The 16629-nt window shown below is 57.1% G+C and carries 16 protein-coding genes and 2 pseudogenes; 7 read left to right on the top strand and 11 right to left on the bottom strand.

Translation table 11 applies throughout. The features are described 5' to 3' along the window. The first annotated feature begins 320 nt into the window (after positions 1-320). The 4 genes from B4968_RS18090 to B4968_RS23830 all read left to right on the top strand — a co-directional run bounded on the left by B4968_RS18090 (position 321) and on the right by B4968_RS23830 (position 4722). Positions 321-584, top strand: a complete 264-nt coding sequence (locus tag B4968_RS18090) for a spike base protein, RCAP_Rcc01079 family (RefSeq protein ID WP_083100768.1) — start codon at positions 321-323, stop codon at positions 582-584. Positions 585-628: 44 nt separating this feature from the next. Further along, the gene (locus B4968_RS18085) at positions 629-2302 is read left to right on the top strand and encodes a hypothetical protein (RefSeq protein ID WP_139792903.1); all 1674 of its coding nucleotides are present in this window, start codon (positions 629-631) and stop codon (positions 2300-2302) included. 520 nt (positions 2303-2822) lie between these two features. After that, positions 2823-4370 (top strand): phosphatase PAP2 family protein, encoded by a 1548-nt coding sequence (locus B4968_RS18080; RefSeq protein WP_206601115.1) that lies wholly within the window; start codon positions 2823-2825, stop codon positions 4368-4370. A gap of 148 nt (positions 4371-4518) precedes the next feature. Beyond that, entirely contained in the window at positions 4519-4722 is a 204-nt protein-coding gene (locus B4968_RS23830; protein ID WP_206601114.1) for a hypothetical protein, read from the top strand. 347 nt (positions 4723-5069) lie between these two features. Here B4968_RS23830 and B4968_RS18075 read toward each other — a convergent pair whose 3' ends face one another. The 7 genes from B4968_RS18075 to B4968_RS18055 all read right to left on the bottom strand — a co-directional run bounded on the left by B4968_RS18075 (position 5070) and on the right by B4968_RS18055 (position 8357). Continuing rightward, complete coding sequence (locus B4968_RS18075; protein ID WP_083100766.1) at positions 5070-5516, bottom strand: c-type cytochrome; 447 nt, start codon at positions 5514-5516, stop codon at positions 5070-5072. Continuing rightward, positions 5513-5905 carry a multicopper oxidase domain-containing protein gene (locus B4968_RS24755; protein ID WP_241525834.1) on the bottom strand — a complete coding sequence of 131 codons (393 nt, stop codon included), beginning with the start codon at positions 5903-5905 and terminating at the stop codon, positions 5513-5515. Before B4968_RS24755 ends, B4968_RS18075 begins: the two co-directional genes overlap by 4 nt. After that, entirely contained in the window at positions 5884-6831 is a 948-nt protein-coding gene (locus tag B4968_RS18070) for a multicopper oxidase family protein (RefSeq protein ID WP_241525833.1), read from the bottom strand. Before B4968_RS18070 ends, B4968_RS24755 begins: the two co-directional genes overlap by 22 nt. 8 nt (positions 6832-6839) lie before the next feature. Beyond that, entirely contained in the window at positions 6840-7301 is a 462-nt protein-coding gene (locus B4968_RS24750; protein WP_241525832.1) for a copper resistance D family protein, read from the bottom strand. Between the two features lie 92 nt (positions 7302-7393). Next, the gene (locus B4968_RS24745; RefSeq protein WP_241525831.1) at positions 7394-7705 is read right to left on the bottom strand and encodes a hypothetical protein; all 312 of its coding nucleotides are present in this window, start codon (positions 7703-7705) and stop codon (positions 7394-7396) included. 2 nt (positions 7706-7707) lie between these two features. After that, positions 7708-8049 carry a copper resistance CopC family protein gene (locus tag B4968_RS18060; RefSeq protein WP_083100765.1) on the bottom strand — a complete coding sequence of 114 codons (342 nt, stop codon included), beginning with the start codon at positions 8047-8049 and terminating at the stop codon, positions 7708-7710. Between the two features lie 11 nt (positions 8050-8060). Then, positions 8061-8357, bottom strand: coding sequence for a c-type cytochrome (locus B4968_RS18055; protein WP_241525830.1), 297 nt, complete (start codon positions 8355-8357; stop codon positions 8061-8063). Positions 8358-9411: 1054 nt separating this feature from the next. On the opposite strand from B4968_RS18055, the gene B4968_RS18050 reads away from it, so the two are divergent. Next, positions 9412-9654: a hypothetical protein gene (locus tag B4968_RS18050; RefSeq protein ID WP_083100763.1), complete on the top strand. Its 243-nt coding sequence runs from the start codon at positions 9412-9414 to the stop codon at positions 9652-9654. 329 nt (positions 9655-9983) lie between these two features. Here B4968_RS18050 and B4968_RS18045 read toward each other — a convergent pair whose 3' ends face one another. Further along, the gene (locus B4968_RS18045; protein ID WP_083100762.1) at positions 9984-10286 is read right to left on the bottom strand and encodes a DUF6476 family protein; all 303 of its coding nucleotides are present in this window, start codon (positions 10284-10286) and stop codon (positions 9984-9986) included. A 13-nt stretch (positions 10287-10299) separates the two neighbouring features. Here B4968_RS18045 and B4968_RS18040 point away from each other — a divergent pair. Both B4968_RS18040 and rpoH read left to right on the top strand, forming a co-directional pair. Next, positions 10300-11337 (top strand): annotated as a pseudogene (locus B4968_RS18040) (RluA family pseudouridine synthase). A 151-nt stretch (positions 11338-11488) separates the two neighbouring features. Continuing rightward, positions 11489-12385, top strand: coding sequence for an RNA polymerase sigma factor RpoH (rpoH, locus tag B4968_RS18035; protein ID WP_083100761.1), 897 nt, complete (start codon positions 11489-11491; stop codon positions 12383-12385). A 774-nt stretch (positions 12386-13159) separates the two neighbouring features. On the opposite strand, the gene B4968_RS18030 is transcribed toward rpoH, so the two are convergent. The 3 genes and pseudogenes from B4968_RS18030 to B4968_RS18020 all read right to left on the bottom strand — a co-directional run. Then, positions 13160-13627: a GNAT family N-acetyltransferase gene (locus B4968_RS18030; protein ID WP_083100760.1), complete on the bottom strand. Its 468-nt coding sequence runs from the start codon at positions 13625-13627 to the stop codon at positions 13160-13162. After that, positions 13627-15474, bottom strand: a pseudogene (locus B4968_RS18025) (M3 family oligoendopeptidase). Before B4968_RS18025 ends, B4968_RS18030 begins: the two are co-directional and overlap by 1 nt. A gap of 280 nt (positions 15475-15754) precedes the next feature. Beyond that, on the bottom strand, positions 15755-16629 hold an 875-nt coding region (locus B4968_RS18020; RefSeq protein ID WP_139792902.1), incomplete at its 5' end, for an alpha/beta fold hydrolase.

The following is a 16629-nucleotide window of genomic DNA, read 5'->3' as shown; positions in this document are numbered from 1 at the left end:
TTCATAGGGGCGGCTGCGCCAGACCGCTTACCCGTAGTGTGCCTTTGTCGCCGTTGCTGGGCGCTCCTGCTGTGCGACCGGTCGAGGCTCGCCCGACACAAACGTTGCTATATCCGCGAACGTGCCTGCTGCGCTTCTGCAACCCTATCAAGGTTATCTTGGACCAATGCCTTTGGCTGCAACAGCTGTGAGAGGCTCTGCTTACCCAGGCGCGGGGGCGTACCTGTGCCGAAGGTAAGCTGGCACGCGTTGCCGAGAGCCTGAAAGACCCCGGCCCGCAGCTGGGCCACCCAGTTCAATACCTTACAAGGAACCTAACCATGCCCGCATATGATCCATTTGCCGCCCAGATCCGTGGTCTGAACAGCCCTGCCACTCGGCATTTTGCCGTTGTGCCGGCCGATGGCGTTGATCTGCCAATCCGCCCCCGCGTGTTGCGCGCTCTGACCTCGGGCGCTGTCGCCCTGCGCGATGTCAGTGGTGATGTGATCGCTTATCCCGTAGCCGCTGGCGAAATTCTGCAGTTCTCTGCTGTGGGGGTTGAGGCAACCGGCACCACTGCAACAGTTGTGGGGTGGCTATGATACTGGGCCTTGGGCTGGGGGTTTGTGCTGCGCAGGCTTCGCCGGTGGCACGTTCCCGCGTGGCAGGCCTGGCGCCTGCACTGATTGGCGATTTTGCGGCGGGGGTCTATGCCGTCAATGGCGGCGCTATGGCTTTCGCTGATCTGTTCGCCTTTTCCCGCCTGTCTGCGGCCTGGAAGGTCAACGCCCTAGGGCACATCACGCCTGTGCCTGCGGGAGAGGCGCGCACAGGCCACCACATCTGGCAAAATGGCACGCTGGTTCCGGCTGGGATTTCCGTGTCCTCTGTCGGAGCGACCAATCTGTTCGCCGACAGCCAGAACCAGATCAATGGGGCGTCGGCCTGGAGCTTTTCTGCAAGTGCAAGCTCTGTTGCGAATGGTACACTTGCTGGCCTTCCGGCGTTTGAGGTCAGCGACCAGCGCTCCGATCTGCATACCCACCTTGAACAGCAGGTTTCGGGCCTCAGCGGCGATACCTACTGTGCCAGTTTTCTGCTCGCCAAGCAGGACGCAGCCACGTCACATTTTGGCCTCCGCCTGCATCAAAGCGTCAGCGGCACCAGTTACCACTGCGGCATGTCAGTCAACGCTGTTGACGGCAGCTTGCTCTCTCTTTGGGACGCGCGGGTTGTGGAAAGGCAAGTCGAGGACAGGGGCGACCACTGGTTCTGTTGGTTTGTCATAGGCACCACGGGGTTCTCCGGTGTTCTCACCGCGCAGATATTCCCGGCCTCCACCGATGCCACAGGTGCGTCCGACCCAGAGACGACAGGTGAGCACACAATCACAGCGCTGCAATTGGCAGAGGCGCGCCACCCAACCGGCTATATCTCAACAGATGCCTCTGCCGTAACAGTCGCCGGTGAAACCCTGTCAGTAAACCATGTCGCCCTTGCCAGGGCCGTTGGAGCCCCGGGACCTGAATTTGTGTCCAACGGTGACTTCGCAGATGGCCTGACGGGGTGGACAGATACGAGTGAGGCCGGTGGCCTTGCATCTGTGTCCGATGGAGAGCTGGTGCTTGCAAATGACACCGGAGCTGCTGGGCTTGTCCAGTTTATTGGCCTCAATCCCGGAGATGTTTATATTCTTGAATTTGATGCGAGCGGCGGGTCAGGGACAGTATACCAGGCCGAATCCATAAGCATTGGCGGGTTCGGCCCCGGTCGCAATTCATATCTGTTCACCGCCGACATGAGCGCCAACCAGATTGGGTTGCGCAACCTCACGACGGCAACGTCCTGCCGCGTCGACAACGTAACCCTCCGCCAGGTTACTATGCCCGCTGCTGTCTCAATAGCCATTGAGGGCTATATGACCTATGAGGATGAGGATGCGTTTGCGACCGTCATACCGTTTGTCTGGTCCGAGGATACCGGCAACCGGATTAGGGCGGAGCTCAGCACGAACACCACAAGCACAGGGCAGATGTTTTTCGTTAGCAAAGCTGACGGTGTGCAGGCCGCCGCAGCCACATCTGGCGATGACAAAGCGCCCGGTGTCGATGTGCCATTCCGCTATGCTTTCAGACACACTGCCAGCTCTATTCAGGGCGCATCTGACGGGGCGACAACATCCGTCAGCCCGCTGTCCGCTCTGCCTGATTTGATTGCAAGGTCGCCCGATGTCGCGTCCATCGGGAACATGACTGTCACCAGACTGCGCATCTGGGCTGAGGACATTGAGGATGCCGGGCTGGTGGAGGCCACAATATGAGCGCCCTGATTGAGGAGCCTGATGGCAAACCATTGCGTCTATATCTGAATCACGCAGGGGCTAGGTTGATGCTAGCTGAGTAAACAAGACCGGGTTCGGTAGTCTTTTTAGGTTTAGGATTTTTAGCGCCCTCTGTGGTGCTCCGGCTCCCTAATTGGCGGCGGACTGCCCGATAGGAGAAGGCGCAGCATTACGGTGCTAAAGATCATGGAAAACCCAGCGCAGCTGATTCATAGTTCTTGATCCTCTCGACCCCGGATCCAGCTGTGCAGCGCCTTTCTTCGGCGAGCAGCCGTGACCCTGGCCAAGGCTTTGCCCTGAACGAGCCGCGGCGCTGCGGACGAAGTGAGCGTTCGTAGCGATTGCGCTAATGGCATTTTTTATGCGCTGTTTATTGCGGGGGAATTTCTCAGTTATTGAGTGCCTATTGTGTAATCACTTGGCGTTGATTGACCGGCTTCTGTGATTTAAAGTAAAAATTGCGGTGTTATTTGGGGGGGGGTATCAATCGCATGCGTTAATGATTTTCGTTAATATTGACAGTGGCGCTAATTCAATGGAAAATAAAGGGGCTTTACCCCAAATTTTTTTATTGGAGAATTTCCCCATGAAACCTGATCGGTCAGAAGAATCTTATCGAGTTCGTGTTGAAGCTGCTTCGAAAGCCCGGCACCGCCCGCATCCAAAACACGAGGCAAACGGAGACGAACAGCGGTATGCTCAGGCGCATTATGCCATGAGTTTTACAAAAGGACTGAAGCATCACGATGTGCTTGGGGTCGTCGAAGATCCCTCCCATTTTGAGGCTTTTCGCGGCTGTATTAATGAGGGGTTTGCTGAACCCTTCACCTCGCGCGTTTATGTTCCCACGGATGAGCCGCGCCGGAAGTGGGAAGCCCCGACCGCCGGCGTTGTCTATGATCTGGAAGGGCCGGATGCACAGGCCGTGACCATGCAGCCGGCGCCGCGGCTTTGCAGCGACGAGCTGACCTTTGAAATGGCCGAGGTTTATGAGCTTGCCTTGCTGCGCGATGTGCCATTGACGAGTTTTGACAGCGGTGGCGGTGCATGTCAGGCTGATCTTCAAGCATCAATTGATCGCCTGAACGCATTGCCATATGCGAAAGCTGGATTCCCGAACAGGCCGCGCAAGGCGGATGATACTGCAAAGATTGACCGACAAACCGCCTTTCGGGGCTCATCGGTCAACGTCGAAATTGGCCCCTACGTGTCGCAGTTTCTTTGGATTGGAAATGATGAGTCCCATAAAGAGACTAAAGCTGACAAGTGCCATGAAATTTCCGACGGCTTCATCAGCTATGGTGCGCAGGAAATTAATCAACGTGTTCCGGTTGCAAAGCCCGATGAGGACTTTATGCAAACATGGCAGGAATGGCTGCGTGTTCAAAATGGCTATGATGTCAATAAATGTACGCCAGGTCAGACGCTTGACTGCAATCGTCGCTTTATCTGTACCCCCCGGGATCTGGCGACCTATGTTCATTTCGATGCGCTGTACCAGGCCTATTTGAATGCGGCACTGATACTTTTGAAGATGGAGACACCGTTCGACCCCGCCTTTGCCAAGCTCTCAGGCATGCGTAACATGTATGGGCCAGGCGACACAGATGGCATCGCTCAGAACGCGGGCGGGTTTGCTCTTTGGGGTGGGCCGCATATTTTGACGCTGGTGACCGAGGTCGCAACGCGGGCGCTCAAGGCGGTTCGTTTTCAGAAATTCAACACCCACCTGAGGTTGCGGCCCGAAGCGCTGGCAGGCCGAATTTCCCGAGTCGAGGGACTGGAAGCGGAATTCCCCTCTATCTGTGGTCACCTGAGCAAAATGCGCAAAGATCTGGATCAGACCCTGGAAAAAATTCATGGGCACAACCGCCCTGATGCAGCCCTGCCAAATGGTAATTTCCTGCTGCCTATGGCCTTTCAAGAAGGCTCACCCATGCACCCAACATACGGAGCAGGCCACGCCGCTGTCGCTGGGGCATGCACGACGATTTTGGAAGGCATTCTGCGACACAGGTGCTGTTCTCGGCGTCAATGCAGAGATTGATAAGAAGACCGGCGAGAAGAAATGCAACTTTGGTAAAGCAGGGTTTTATCGCACTATTTCGAAACCGGTCTGTTTTGAGCCGGATAAAGATGGCAATAAGCTGACATCCAAGGAAATAAAGGGTTGCCCGCTGACGCTTGAGGGAGAGTTGAACAAACTTGCATCAAACATCTCAATTGGCCGCAATATGGCAGGTGTTCACTATTTCTCAGATTATTATGACAGCTTGAGAATGGGCGAGGAAATAGCCATCGGATTGCTGGAAGAGCAGGCCATCTGTTATCCAATGGATGATTTTGTGATGAATTTACCTACCTTCGATGGCACGAATGTGCGGATCGGGGCGCGGTAACGAACAGGGCCGTCACCTTTCATGAGGGACAAAAAGCGCCATTTTGACACTGAAGCACGAACAATGTCCCTTAATGACCGCGTTACTTTGAATGATGATTTTCTTGGGCAATGACCGAGGGGAATAAGCCTCGGTCATTGTTGGGAATAAATCGCGGGAAATGGCGGGACGTGCAGAATATGCAGGCGGGGGGGCGCTCTTGTCATGCCAGACTACACCCACCTGCCTGCCACCACCTGCCTGCCGCCACCTGACTAGCCTCCACCTGGAAGGCGCAGCAAGAGGCGGCGCTGGCTTGGAGGCAAGCTCTTGGCGACTGCGAAGGTGTGACAGTACCTGGTGTCACGCTAATCATGTGGTGGATTGCGGCTGGCTTGAGCATCTCGAATGCGCTCCGGCCAGGTCGATTGAATATAGGCCAGAACGTCCCAAACACTGTCCTCGGAGAGCACGTCGGCGAAACCGGGCATTCCGCTTGGAAAACCCGGGACGCCACGCGCCGCCAACGCGTCATTGCCGCCAAGTCGGGTGTACTCAAAAAGGAGCTGGTTGTCGTGGTGCCAGGTATGCCCGGTCTCATTATGAGGCGGGGCTGGCAGAACGCCCTTTTCTCCAGGCGTTTGCCAGGCGGGCTGCCCTTCGAGATTAGAGCCGTGACAGGACGCACAATGCAGGCTGTAGAGGGCCGGGCCATTGATTACATCCCTGTTGTCCAGTTCGTGACCGGCTGTGGCACCGGTGGCGACAACACAGGTGGCGACAATACATGTTGCGATGGCAAGACCGCGTTTCATGTGACCGTCACCCAGGTCTTCATACCCGCGGCCTGATGTCCCAACATGTGACAGTGCAGCAACCAGTTTCCGGGGTTGTCGAAAACACAGATGATGTCGCGAATCTCGCCTGCATCTACAAGTGTTGTGTCGCGAAAAGCGCCCAAACTACCGTCGGCCCCGACCTCAAAAAAGTGATGTCCGTGCAGATGGATGCCATGGGGGAAACGCGTATCATTCGCCAAACGGATGCGCGCTGTCTGGCCGCGTTCAAACCGGTGAAACGGGGTTTCTGTAAGGCCGGACTGGCCGTTGAACGCCCAAATGCCGCTCCCTGTCATGCCTTGCATCATGCGACGGCTCATGGCCCCGCCTTCCATGGTGAGGGTCAGCGGAACGGCGTGGGCCATGTGGGGCTGCGCTGTCTCTTTTGCCGGCAACATTGGGATATCTGACAGGCGCCGCTCAGGTTCTCCCCCGCCACAGGGACTTTTCCCAAATGGAATGGACCGTCACGTGTTGGAAAGATAAAGCCAATCTGGTCGGTTGCAGTGACATCGGCGATGATGTCCACCCGTTGGGCGGGGGCCAGAATGAGGTCGGACGTGTCCTGCGAGTCTGCAAGCGGCATTCCATCCAGCGCAACGACCTTGCCGGAAATGCCTTCAAGCTCAAGTGGAAAAATCCTGTCCGTAGCCACGTTTATCAGTCGCAGGCGTATGCGATCACCGCGACGGACCGGCGCATTCGGCTGAACAAGGGCGCGGGCATAGTTTCCAAGCCGCCCCTGATGCGCCTGATCATGCATGTCGTCGAACCCCTCGGCCAGCGTGCCAGCCTGCGTCAGGCGCCAATCGTCGATCATGACGACGAGATCGTGATCCACATCTGGTGGCGTCAGTTCTTCCACGATCAGCGGGCCATAGAGCCCTTTGGCAACCTGTTCCCAGGAACGGTTGTGGGAGTGGTACCAGAAGGTCCCCGCATCGGGTGCCTGAACCCGGTATGCAAACGCGGCGTCCGTATCGACCACGCTTTGCGTCAATCCCGGCACGCCATCCATCGCATTGTCAGAGCGCAGACCGTGCAAGTGAACCGCCGAGCCTTCCCCAATGCGGTTTAGGAAACGGATGTGAAAGACCTCACCCTGACGGGCCCGAAGCACTGGGCCGGGTGTGCTGCCATTGAAGCCAAGCATCGGTGGTGAGGGCTCTCCCTGCGGCAGGATTTGTGCGCGGACCGGCTCTGCGATCAAATCCACCGTTGGCGCGCCAAGTGTGAGGCCTGGAGCCAGAGCCGCCGCGCAGGTCGTGATCAGGAAGTCGCGTCTGTTCATGAGATACCTCAATTCGGTAGGGTCACAACGCTGGTCAGCGTCGCAGTGGCTGCAAGCACTGCCAGAATGAGTGCAGTTTCGATTGCAATGGAACGCGCCAGGTGGCGGGCTGCTTTTTCATCCCCAGCGCGCAGGGCGGGAACGAAACGGAGTTTGTTCACGGCGGCCAATATGAGGATCACGCCGACAAGCAACAGTTTGATCAAAAGGGTTTGACCATAGCCGGTTGTTACAAGAGCCCACAGATCGCCCAACAGAAACCATGCCATAAGCAATCCCGCCAATACAAGCGCAGGAACAATGGCTAAGGCGGCCTGCCCAAACCGATGGCCCAGAAGGGCGGCGCGGTGCAGATATTGCGGTCGCAGTGATAAGCTGCGCAACGGGCCAAGGAGGCCGATCCAGAATGCTATGCCCAATATATGAAAAAACAGCAGCAGACGGGCGCCGGTTTGCTCCAGTTCGGGCACATGGCCGATTTGCGCAAAGGACCAGAGCGCAATACCCCCACCGGCAACAGCGATCCAGTGTCCGCCACCGGACAGGACCATCCCTGCAATAATCAAGCAGCCCCCATGACCCGGTAGATCAGAGCGTCGCCCACCGGAGTTTGCCACAACAGGCTGAGCATCTCGGGATCGGTCATGCCATCGAATGTGCCCGTCAGGGCGGCACCTCGCAGCATGAAGCCGAGGACGGCGGCAGCAAGAGCCAGCCCCGCTAATGTCACAGCCTGCAGCCGTATTTGATCGCTCAGGGGAGAGACCAGATCGGAAAAAGCAGCTCGAATGAGCACAAGCCCGGCAGAGCCAAAAATGCCGATGTACAGCAACAGTTTCGTAAGGATCGCGGCGATGCTCCACAGATCAGGCATTCTCAATCCACCGTGAAGGTGAATTCGCCCTGCATGGCATGCCCATCTTTGCCTAAGCCCCGCCATTTGATGCGATAAATACCCTCTCCCTTGCCATCAAGCGGCAGGGAGAACACACGGGTAAAGCTGGTCTGATCGCTGAGATCGAGCCGAATGGCGGGATTGTCCTGATGGATCATATCTACCCGTGTCAGGCGGATTTCGCCTTTGAAACTGAAGCTGATTTCAGACGGAACTTCTGCAAGTGTCGCGCCGTCTTTGGGCAGGATGCTATCCACACCGGAGTGCGCCAACGCGCCGCTGGCCAATGCATTCATCAAGGCGAGAATGGTAAGGTTTTTCATTGGGCCGATCCTCAGTCAATTCCATTGGCGCGTTGAATTTCGCGGATGTAGGCGATGACCATAGCAACATCACCCCGGGTCAGACCTGCAACCGGGGGCATGTCCCCAAAACGCCAGTGATGGCTTTTTACCCCCATCGCGACTGCGCGTTGAAAGGCCTCGTCTGCGTGGTGAGCTGGCTCATAGATAATATGGATCAAGGGAGGCCCGGCATCCTCGTTGCCCGCGGCGTTGCTCCCGTGGCAGGCAGAACAGGCGGTCTCGAATACGCGCTGCCCAATGGCGGCGTTGCCCGCGAGAGGGGGCATCTGGAGTGCCACGATAGCGTTGCTTTGGCGCGGCATCGTCTGAGCACCCTCTTCAGACGGTCCAGAGCGAAGAAGATTGTAGGCCGCAAAAGCTGCGACAGCACAAGCGCCCAACAGAAGGAAACTTCGGGTCATTGAGTAGTCCTAACATTGTGAAACAGGGAGCGGCCGCTCAGTGTCGCGGCGCGCCAGAACGCTCTCCACCGGTGGGAACAGCGTTAAAAACCTGCGTCATGTATTAGGTGGTCTGTCCAGACTTTGCGGCTCATTCAGGGGCGAGAGATGCACAATTGGCCAGCCCGACAAGGCTGCAAACTGGCGATGCGCTACGACAGAATGCAAAGGAGAAAACGCCAGGCCATTGCAGAGGAATGTGCAGCAATCGTCGGCTTCCACTCTATCCTCATTGGATAGATCTCCAGCCTCGTGCTCCATCACCGTCCGCTCAGCATGAGCTTCGTGCGTTGCACCGACCGCATGCGTGTCACAATGCCCATTGGCACGGTCATCCATCAAGGCATGGACACTACTTCCGACCCCGCTGACCAGGACAAGAACAGCAACAAGGAGTACTGTGGTTATATGCTCGAAAAACCTCACCCGTGAACCGTATCGCATGTGTTGAAACAGCACAACGCCGAGGCCCGCTTTTGAGAACCAGGCCGACATTTACAAAGGTCGCAACCCGCGCATAGCTGACACCGACACCGACACCGACACCGACACCTGACATCAGCGCCTGGCAGCGGAGCCTTGATTGGCCTGTCGGCAATTCCACGCCCATTCAGACATATGCTGCATGACGTTCAGGGGGCTGCGCGTGGCGTAAATCTGTCCTTGCGGTCCGGGTTTTGGCGCCGGATTTCGGGAATCAGTTAGGTAGGGAATACCGCCATAGGTGTATAAGGCGAATGGACCTAGCGTCGAGGGACGAAATTCACATGGGATATATTTTAGATCCTCTGTGAACATGTAGGTAACAAGTAATTTATTTTTACACATTTCAGCTGGGCCGAGGCTGGCATCAGTTTATCGTATTTAGAGGACCTAATTTATGACCAAAACAGCATCAGGAAAAGTCACGGCATTTGATATCGACCCGGACCACGGCAGCTATGCCTCGTTCTTTTTAGACCAAACCGATGACCGTGGTCCGGGCGCTCCATTGCAACGGGCGAACCAAAACCAACCCGGCGTCAATGGCTACGGCATGATCACAACCTCCACCCCGTTCCACGAGCGTGTCGCGGAGACTCTGAAGGAAGCGTTCTTTGCCAGCTCACACGGGTCACTGTGAGCTGGGAGAAAGACGGCGGCAGTGATGGAAACGGCCACTACCCGGATATCCGGCGTGTCAAGCTGAGCTAAGCACTCGGGCAAAAATGCAAGTTGGCTCAGATCGTTTGTGCTTTTGCTTGATTTGACATTCAAAGATCATCAAACGCCCTCCAGCCGCTTTGGTTGCGGGGCGTTATTTTGTTTGCAGCATTGGACACACTGCCTGTTCTGTGTCGGAGAAACGGCCAAATGCTGTGCGGCCTTTACCCCGTTACGTTAGCTTACCCCGTTGTGTTAACTGGTAAAGTGATCTGCGCCTATTTGAGCCCGCCCGTTCTGGCTTTGCCGCTATTTCAGGGGGATTGTCTGGCGCACGGCGCTGCTGGCGGGATCAAGAATCAGGATCTTGTTGTCCGTGGTCACCACCGCGATCCAGCCCTGCCCAAAGGTGACGGCCTGGGCTTTTACCCCTTTGGGCAGGGTTATCTCGGCTGGCAGGCTGGGGCCATCTGCAGACAAGCGGATGACAAGCAGGCTGATTACCACTACAAGCCCGCCAATCATCACCACTGTTAATGTGGTCACCAGTCGGCGCAGGAACTTGAGCTGCGGCGGCTCGTCCTGAATTTCAGGCACGGAAGGATCAGGCATGGAAGGATCTGTCATGGGCAGCCGCCGGATTGAGTTTGTCATCGCGGAAGACCCGCCTAAGCGGCTTGATAAAGCGGTTTCGCGCGATGTGCCAGAAGAGGCGACATTATCGCGCACACGTCTGGCGCGCCTGATCGAAGCGGGGAGCCTGCAAATTGATGGTGTCGTGGTCCAGGATGCCAAGGCCCGCGTCAGTGAGGGTGCTGTGATCAACATCACGGTCGAAGAGGCTGAAGACAGCCATATCGGACCTGAAGATATTGCGCTGGATGTGATCTATGAGGATGACGACCTGATCGTTATCAACAAACCCTGCGGCATGGTGGTGCATCCGGCCCCCGGCACTCCCTCGGGAACACTGGTCAACGCGTTGCTGCATCATTGCGGTGCGCATCTTTCTGGTGTCGGAGGCGTTAAACGCCGCGGTATTGTGCACCGGATTGATAAAGAAACCTCCGGGCTGCTGGTGGTTGCGAAAACGGATGTGGCGCATCAGGGGCTTGCCGCACAGTTTGAAAAACACACGGTTGAGCGCTACTATCGTGCCATCTGCTACGGTGTGCCGGATGCAAATGATCCGCGCCTGCGGGGCGTGCGTGGCACCAGTTTTGGGCCCGGCAATATTCTGAAACTGACCACGCAGCTGGCGCGTCACAAATTTGACCGTCAGCGTTAGGCCGTTCTGTTCCAGGGTGGCCGCCATGCTGTTACCCGCTCGCGCATTGTCGAATCCTTTGGCACGCCGGGCGTGGCGGCGCTGATCGAATGCTGGCTTGAAACCGGGCGCACCCATCAGATCCGGGTGCATATGACCCATGCGGGCCACAGTCTTGTTGGCGACCCGACCTATGGCGGCAAACGTAAGTTGTCGGCCAAGTCATTGAGCCCCGCAGCCATCGCCGCGGTGCAGGCGTTTCCACGTCAGGCGCTGCATGCGGCGGTGCTTGGATTCATCCATCCCGTCACGGGCGCGGCGATGCGTTTTGAGGCGCCGTTGCCGGATGATATGGCAGAGCTTATTTCTGTTCTTCAGCAACCTGTTGAAAAGTAAATATTGTTTTTAGAACCCTCTGTGAGCTAAATCACAGATAGTTCTGGTAGCGAAATATATAGTGTTTCTTGTTAACGCCCCTTGAAAGGCGTTTGGCGCTAACCCATATGGACTAATGTTAAGTCCTTATACATTGGGAGGGACCGACTGAATGGCTAATTACGCAAATCTACCCGCACCGACCCCTGAGGGTGGTCTGAATCGCTACATGCAGGAAATTCGTAAATTTCCGCTGCTGGAGCCGGAAGAAGAGTACATGCTGGCCAAGGCCTGGGTGGAAAAAGAAGATTCCGGCGCGGCGCATCGAATGGTCACGTCGCACCTGCGCCTCGCAGCTAAAATCGCTATGGGCTATCGCGGCTATGGTCTGCCGCAGGCCGAAGTCATCTCTGAGGCCAATGTTGGCCTGATGCAGGCGGTGAAGCGCTTTGATCCCGAAAAAGGCTTTCGCCTTGCAACCTATGCAATGTGGTGGATCCGCGCCTCGATCCAGGAATATGTCCTGCGGTCCTGGTCGATGGTTAAACTTGGCACCACATCGGCGCAAAAGAAACTGTTCTTCAATCTGCGCAAAGCCAAGGCCCGTATTGGTGCCCTGGAAGAGGGCGATATGCGTCCGGAAAACGTCACCCGTATTGCGCATGACCTTGGCGTGACCGAGGCCGAGGTGATCTCGATGAACCGCCGTATGTCCGGGGGGGATGCTTCGCTGAATGCCACCGTTGGCAGCGATGGCGAAGGCACCATGCAGTGGCAGGACTGGCTTGAAGATGAGGATGCTGATCAGGCTGGCGACTATGAGGCGCGCGATGAGCTTGAGGCCCGTCGTGAGCTGCTTGCACATGGTCTGGATGTGCTGAACGATCGTGAGAAGGACATCCTGACCAAGCGCCGTTTGGCGGATAAAGCGATGACGCTGGAGGAGCTGAGCACCCAGTATAGTGTCAGCCGTGAGCGGATTCGCCAAATCGAAGTGCGGGCTTTTGAAAAGCTGCAAACCAAAATGCGCGCACTGGCCTCGGACAAAGGTATGCTGGCCTCTCACTAAAGCCTTTTGGGCGCACAGTATAAAAGAAGATTTGAAGGGCGGGGCCATCGGGCTCCGCCTTTTCTCTGTCTGGGCTGCCTGAGGCTATCTGGGGCTATCTGGGGCTGCCTAATTCTGCATCGGCTGGGCTCAGAGACGCCAGCTCAGATACTCTCGCTCAAGGCAGCGCCGAGGCCCTGATTGATTTCGGAGCGCAGAGAGGGGGCGGGGGCAAAACTGCAGGCGCGAGGGCTGGGGGTCTGTCTTGCGGGCTGGCCAAATATTTGGCGTCGCTGTGCGGGATCGAAACCTGGCATGAGCCTGCGTTCCTGGCTGCGTGGCGGCCGCAGTCAAGACAACAAGAACCATAATTGGAGAGGTGGCTGGCGTGAAATAGTCGGGTGCTGGCGTTGCTTGCTGTCTGGCTTGTCTCAGGGCGTGCCCTGGACTGGCTGGAGTAGCTTGCTGCTTGCGGCCTGTATTCCGGCTTGCTGCAGTTCTTGAGGTATTGATACGCATCTTGAAAGAGGGCGTCAATCGGAAATTTGAAATAAACCAATAAAATCAAATAGTTGACAGTTATTGTCGGGTATTGTCGGGTATTCGGGGGGGCACGGCGCGTGCTGATGGATGACGCAGCTTTGCCGATCTTTTGCTTAGCGCTTGAATTCTTTGAAAAAAGCAGCGGCATATATGGATAACGCACTGCGGTTGGTGCTGTGGCTGACCGGCTGTTTTGCGGGACAGCACTTTGGCGGTAACACTTTGAGGGGCAAAACAGGGGTGGAGGCGGCGTCAGGCTGCCAGGAGGGGCAGGCGCATCACCTGTTGTGGGCCTGAAAAGCCACCAAAATAGAGCTGTCCGGTATTGAGAAAGCCGCTTTTGCGATAGCAGGCAATGGCGGCGACATTCTGTATGTCGACTGTCAGCAGCAGACTTGTTTGATCTGGATAGGGGGGACGCAAATAGTCTGGCAGCGCGCGCAGGGCGCTGGTGGCGTGGCCTTTGCCCTGGTGGCGCTGATCAATCATAAATCCGCGCAGGCCCAGCTCGTTGTCTTTGGCAATGCCGTAGCACCGGTCGATCTTAAAAAAACCGATGGCGGTCTCGTTGATGAGGATGGCATGGAAATCCACGCCGTCCTCTTTGGTTTGAAACGCCTGCGCGACAGTGCCTGAAAACAGGATCTGATCGGGCTGCACCGCGATATGGCGGACAAGATCAAACGCGTCTGAGGCTACCGGGCACAGGCTGAGGCACATCAGTCCTCCATGGCTTCCAGCTCGTCAATCATGCCCGAGATCATGCTGAGGCCCTTATCCCAGAACTTGGGGTCAGAGGCATCGAGACCAAAGGGGGCCAGAAGCTCCTTGTGGTGTTTGGAGCCACCTGCCTTGAGCATGTCGAAGTATTTCTCTTCAAAACCCTCGCCGCCCTCGGCGTAGACCGAATAGAGCGCGTTCACCAACCCGTCGCCAAAGGCATAGGCGTAGACGTAAAAGGGCGAGTGCACGAAATGCGGGATATAGGCCCAGAAGGTCTCATAGCCCTCCATAAAGTCAAAGGCTTCGCCCAGTGATTCGGCCTGTACCGACATCCAGAGCACATTGATGTCATCCGGTGTCAGCTCACCCTTGGCGCGGGCGTCATGCAGTTTGCACTCAAAATCGTAGAACGCGATCTGACGTACCACGGTGTTGATCATGTCCTCGACCTTACCGGCCAGCAGGATCTTGCGCTCTGCCTGGGTCTCGGCCCCGTCGAGCATCTTGCGGAAGGTGAGCATCTCACCAAACACACTTGCGGTTTCGGCCAGGGTCAGCGGCGTGGACGACAGCATCTCGCCCTGTGCGGCGGCCAGCACCTGATGCACCCCGTGGCCCAGCTCATGCGCCAGGGTCATCACATCGCGGGGCTTGCCCAGATAGTTCAGCATCACATAGGGATGCACATCCGTCACCGTGGGATGGGCAAAGGCACCAGGGGCTTTGCCGGGCTTTACGCCGGCATCAATCCAGCCTTTGGAAAAGAAGGGTGCTGCGATCTCGCCCATGCGCGGATCAAACGCCTCATAGGCCTCCATCACGGTCTTCTCGGCGGTCTCCCAATCCACCACGCGGGTGTCTTCCATCGGCAGCGGCGCGTTGCGGTCCCATACCTGCATACGGTCCAGCCCCAGCCATTTGCGCTTTAGCTCTTAATAGCGGTGGCTAAGCTTGGGGTAGGCGGCAACCACGGCTTCGCGCAGGGCCTCGACCACTTCGGGCTCCACATCGTTGGACAGATGGCGACCGGTTTGCGGCGTCGGCATGCCCCGCCAGCGATCTACGATCTCTTTTTCTTTGGCCTGGGTGTTATGCACCCGGGCAAAGGTCTTGATATTGTCCTGAAACACCCGCGCCAATTCACGCGAGGCTGCCTCGCGTTTGCTGCGATCCGGGTCTGTCAGCAGGTTCAGCGTGCCCTCGATGTTAAGCTCTTCGCCGTCCAGCGTAAACGTGAGCCCCGCAATGGTCTCGTCGAACAAACGCTCCCAGGCATCGCCAACAACACCCAGATCATGCAGGAATTTCTCCAGCTCGTCCGAGAGCTGATAGGGCTTCATGGCGCGAATACGGTCAAACACCGGCTTGTACCGGGCAAGATCTGCATTGTCGGCAAACAGAGCCTCCAGCTGTCCGTCTTCGATGCGGTTGATCTCAAGCGTGAAAAACACCAGCGGCGTGGTGAAGACTGTGATCTTCTCCTGCATGTCAGACATGAATTTGGCGCGCTCGGCATCGGTGGTGAGCTGGTAGTAGCGCAGGCCAGCAAAAGACATGATGCGCCCGGCAATGCTGTTGATCTTTTCATTGCGCAGCACGCAGTTCAAAAGCCCTGCGCTATCCAGAGCGGCCAGTTTGCCTTCGTAGTCGGCGGCAAAGGCGCTGCATTCGCCCTCAAGCCAGTCGAGGTCACGGCTGAGCTCGGGGGCCTCCTGCGAGCTGTAGAGATCGCTCAGATCCCATTCGGGCAGGTCTCCAAGTTCCTTGGTGCCGGAAGGCGCATTGGCATCCCGGAGCAGGGTCTTTGAGGGGGTGGTCAGGGCAGGGAAGGGCAGATTCAACACGAGGCCTCCTTGGCGGGCATGTTTGGGGTTTTGGCTTTGCACAACATCTAAGGCGCGCATGGCAAGATCACAAGCCAAGGCCAGTGCGAGGCTGTGTATGCCCCGTGCGCGGCTGTGCAAGCCCCGAAGCGGCGCATGTCTCCAGAAACAAAACGGTCTCTCCCAAAACGGGCAGAGGGTTCACAGCCAGATTTAAAAGCCAGATTTAGAAGCCGGAGTTTGCCAAGAGATGAAAGCCTTTACAGGTTTTCAATCGGGGTTTCATCCGCGCCGAGAACAGCTAGCGGTATTGGTCAAAAAGCCGGGTTATGTCGTCAAAGACCTTTTGCCGGATCTCACGGCCTTCCATAACGACTTCGTGCTGTGCGGGATCAATCATTTCCAGCTCGCCACCTGGCCAGCGCGCCATGCGGTCGTGCACCGCCTCGCTGTTGACGATCTGTTCCTGCGTACCAAGAAAGGTCAGGCAGGGCAGGGCTGGCGAGGCAATCTGGGCCAGCGCCTCACATTCCTTCAGGCCCTGGCTCAACCAGTTGATCGTGGGCCCGCCCAGAATCAGATCGCTTTGCGCTGCGAGCTGGTCGATCATCAGCTGATACATCGCCGGATCATTGGTCAGGGTGTTGCCCTTGAAGGGGGCTGTTTCCACATAGTGTCCTGGTGTTGTGGTTGGCACCCGCTTTTTGCCCAGCCCAAGGGCAGGCGCCAGCCCGCCCAGGATGCGGGCCAGTGGTTTCAGGCTGCTGGGAATAAGAATACCCCACATCGGCGCGGAAAAGGCGCAGGCCTTGACCGGAAGCCCGTTGATCAGGGCGCGCAGGCCGATGGCTCCGCCCATGGAGTGGCACAACAGAAACCAGGGCTCTGGCAATTTGAGCTGTTTTGCCAGTTTGACCACGGCCGCAACATCGTGCTGGAAATCGCCAAAGTCTTCGACATGGCCAAGGCGGCGGTCTGGCAACATGCGATCGCCCAGCCCCTGTCCACGCCAGTCCACCGCAAGGGCGGCATAGCCGCGCTGGTTGAGGTCAATGGCGGCGGGGCCGTATTTCTCAATATATTCAGTGCGGCCGGGAAAGATCAGAACGGTGCCTTTTGCCGTCTCACCTGCGGCGGGCAGCCAATGGCCTACCCGGATACGCAGCCCGTCATCGG

The sequence above is a fragment of the Pseudophaeobacter leonis genome, from assembly GCF_002087335.1.
Taxonomy (GTDB): Bacteria; Pseudomonadota; Alphaproteobacteria; order Rhodobacterales; family Rhodobacteraceae; genus Pseudophaeobacter; species Pseudophaeobacter leonis.
The sequence above is the reverse complement of the archived record's forward strand: the minus strand, read 5'-3'. Positions and strand labels throughout refer to the sequence as shown.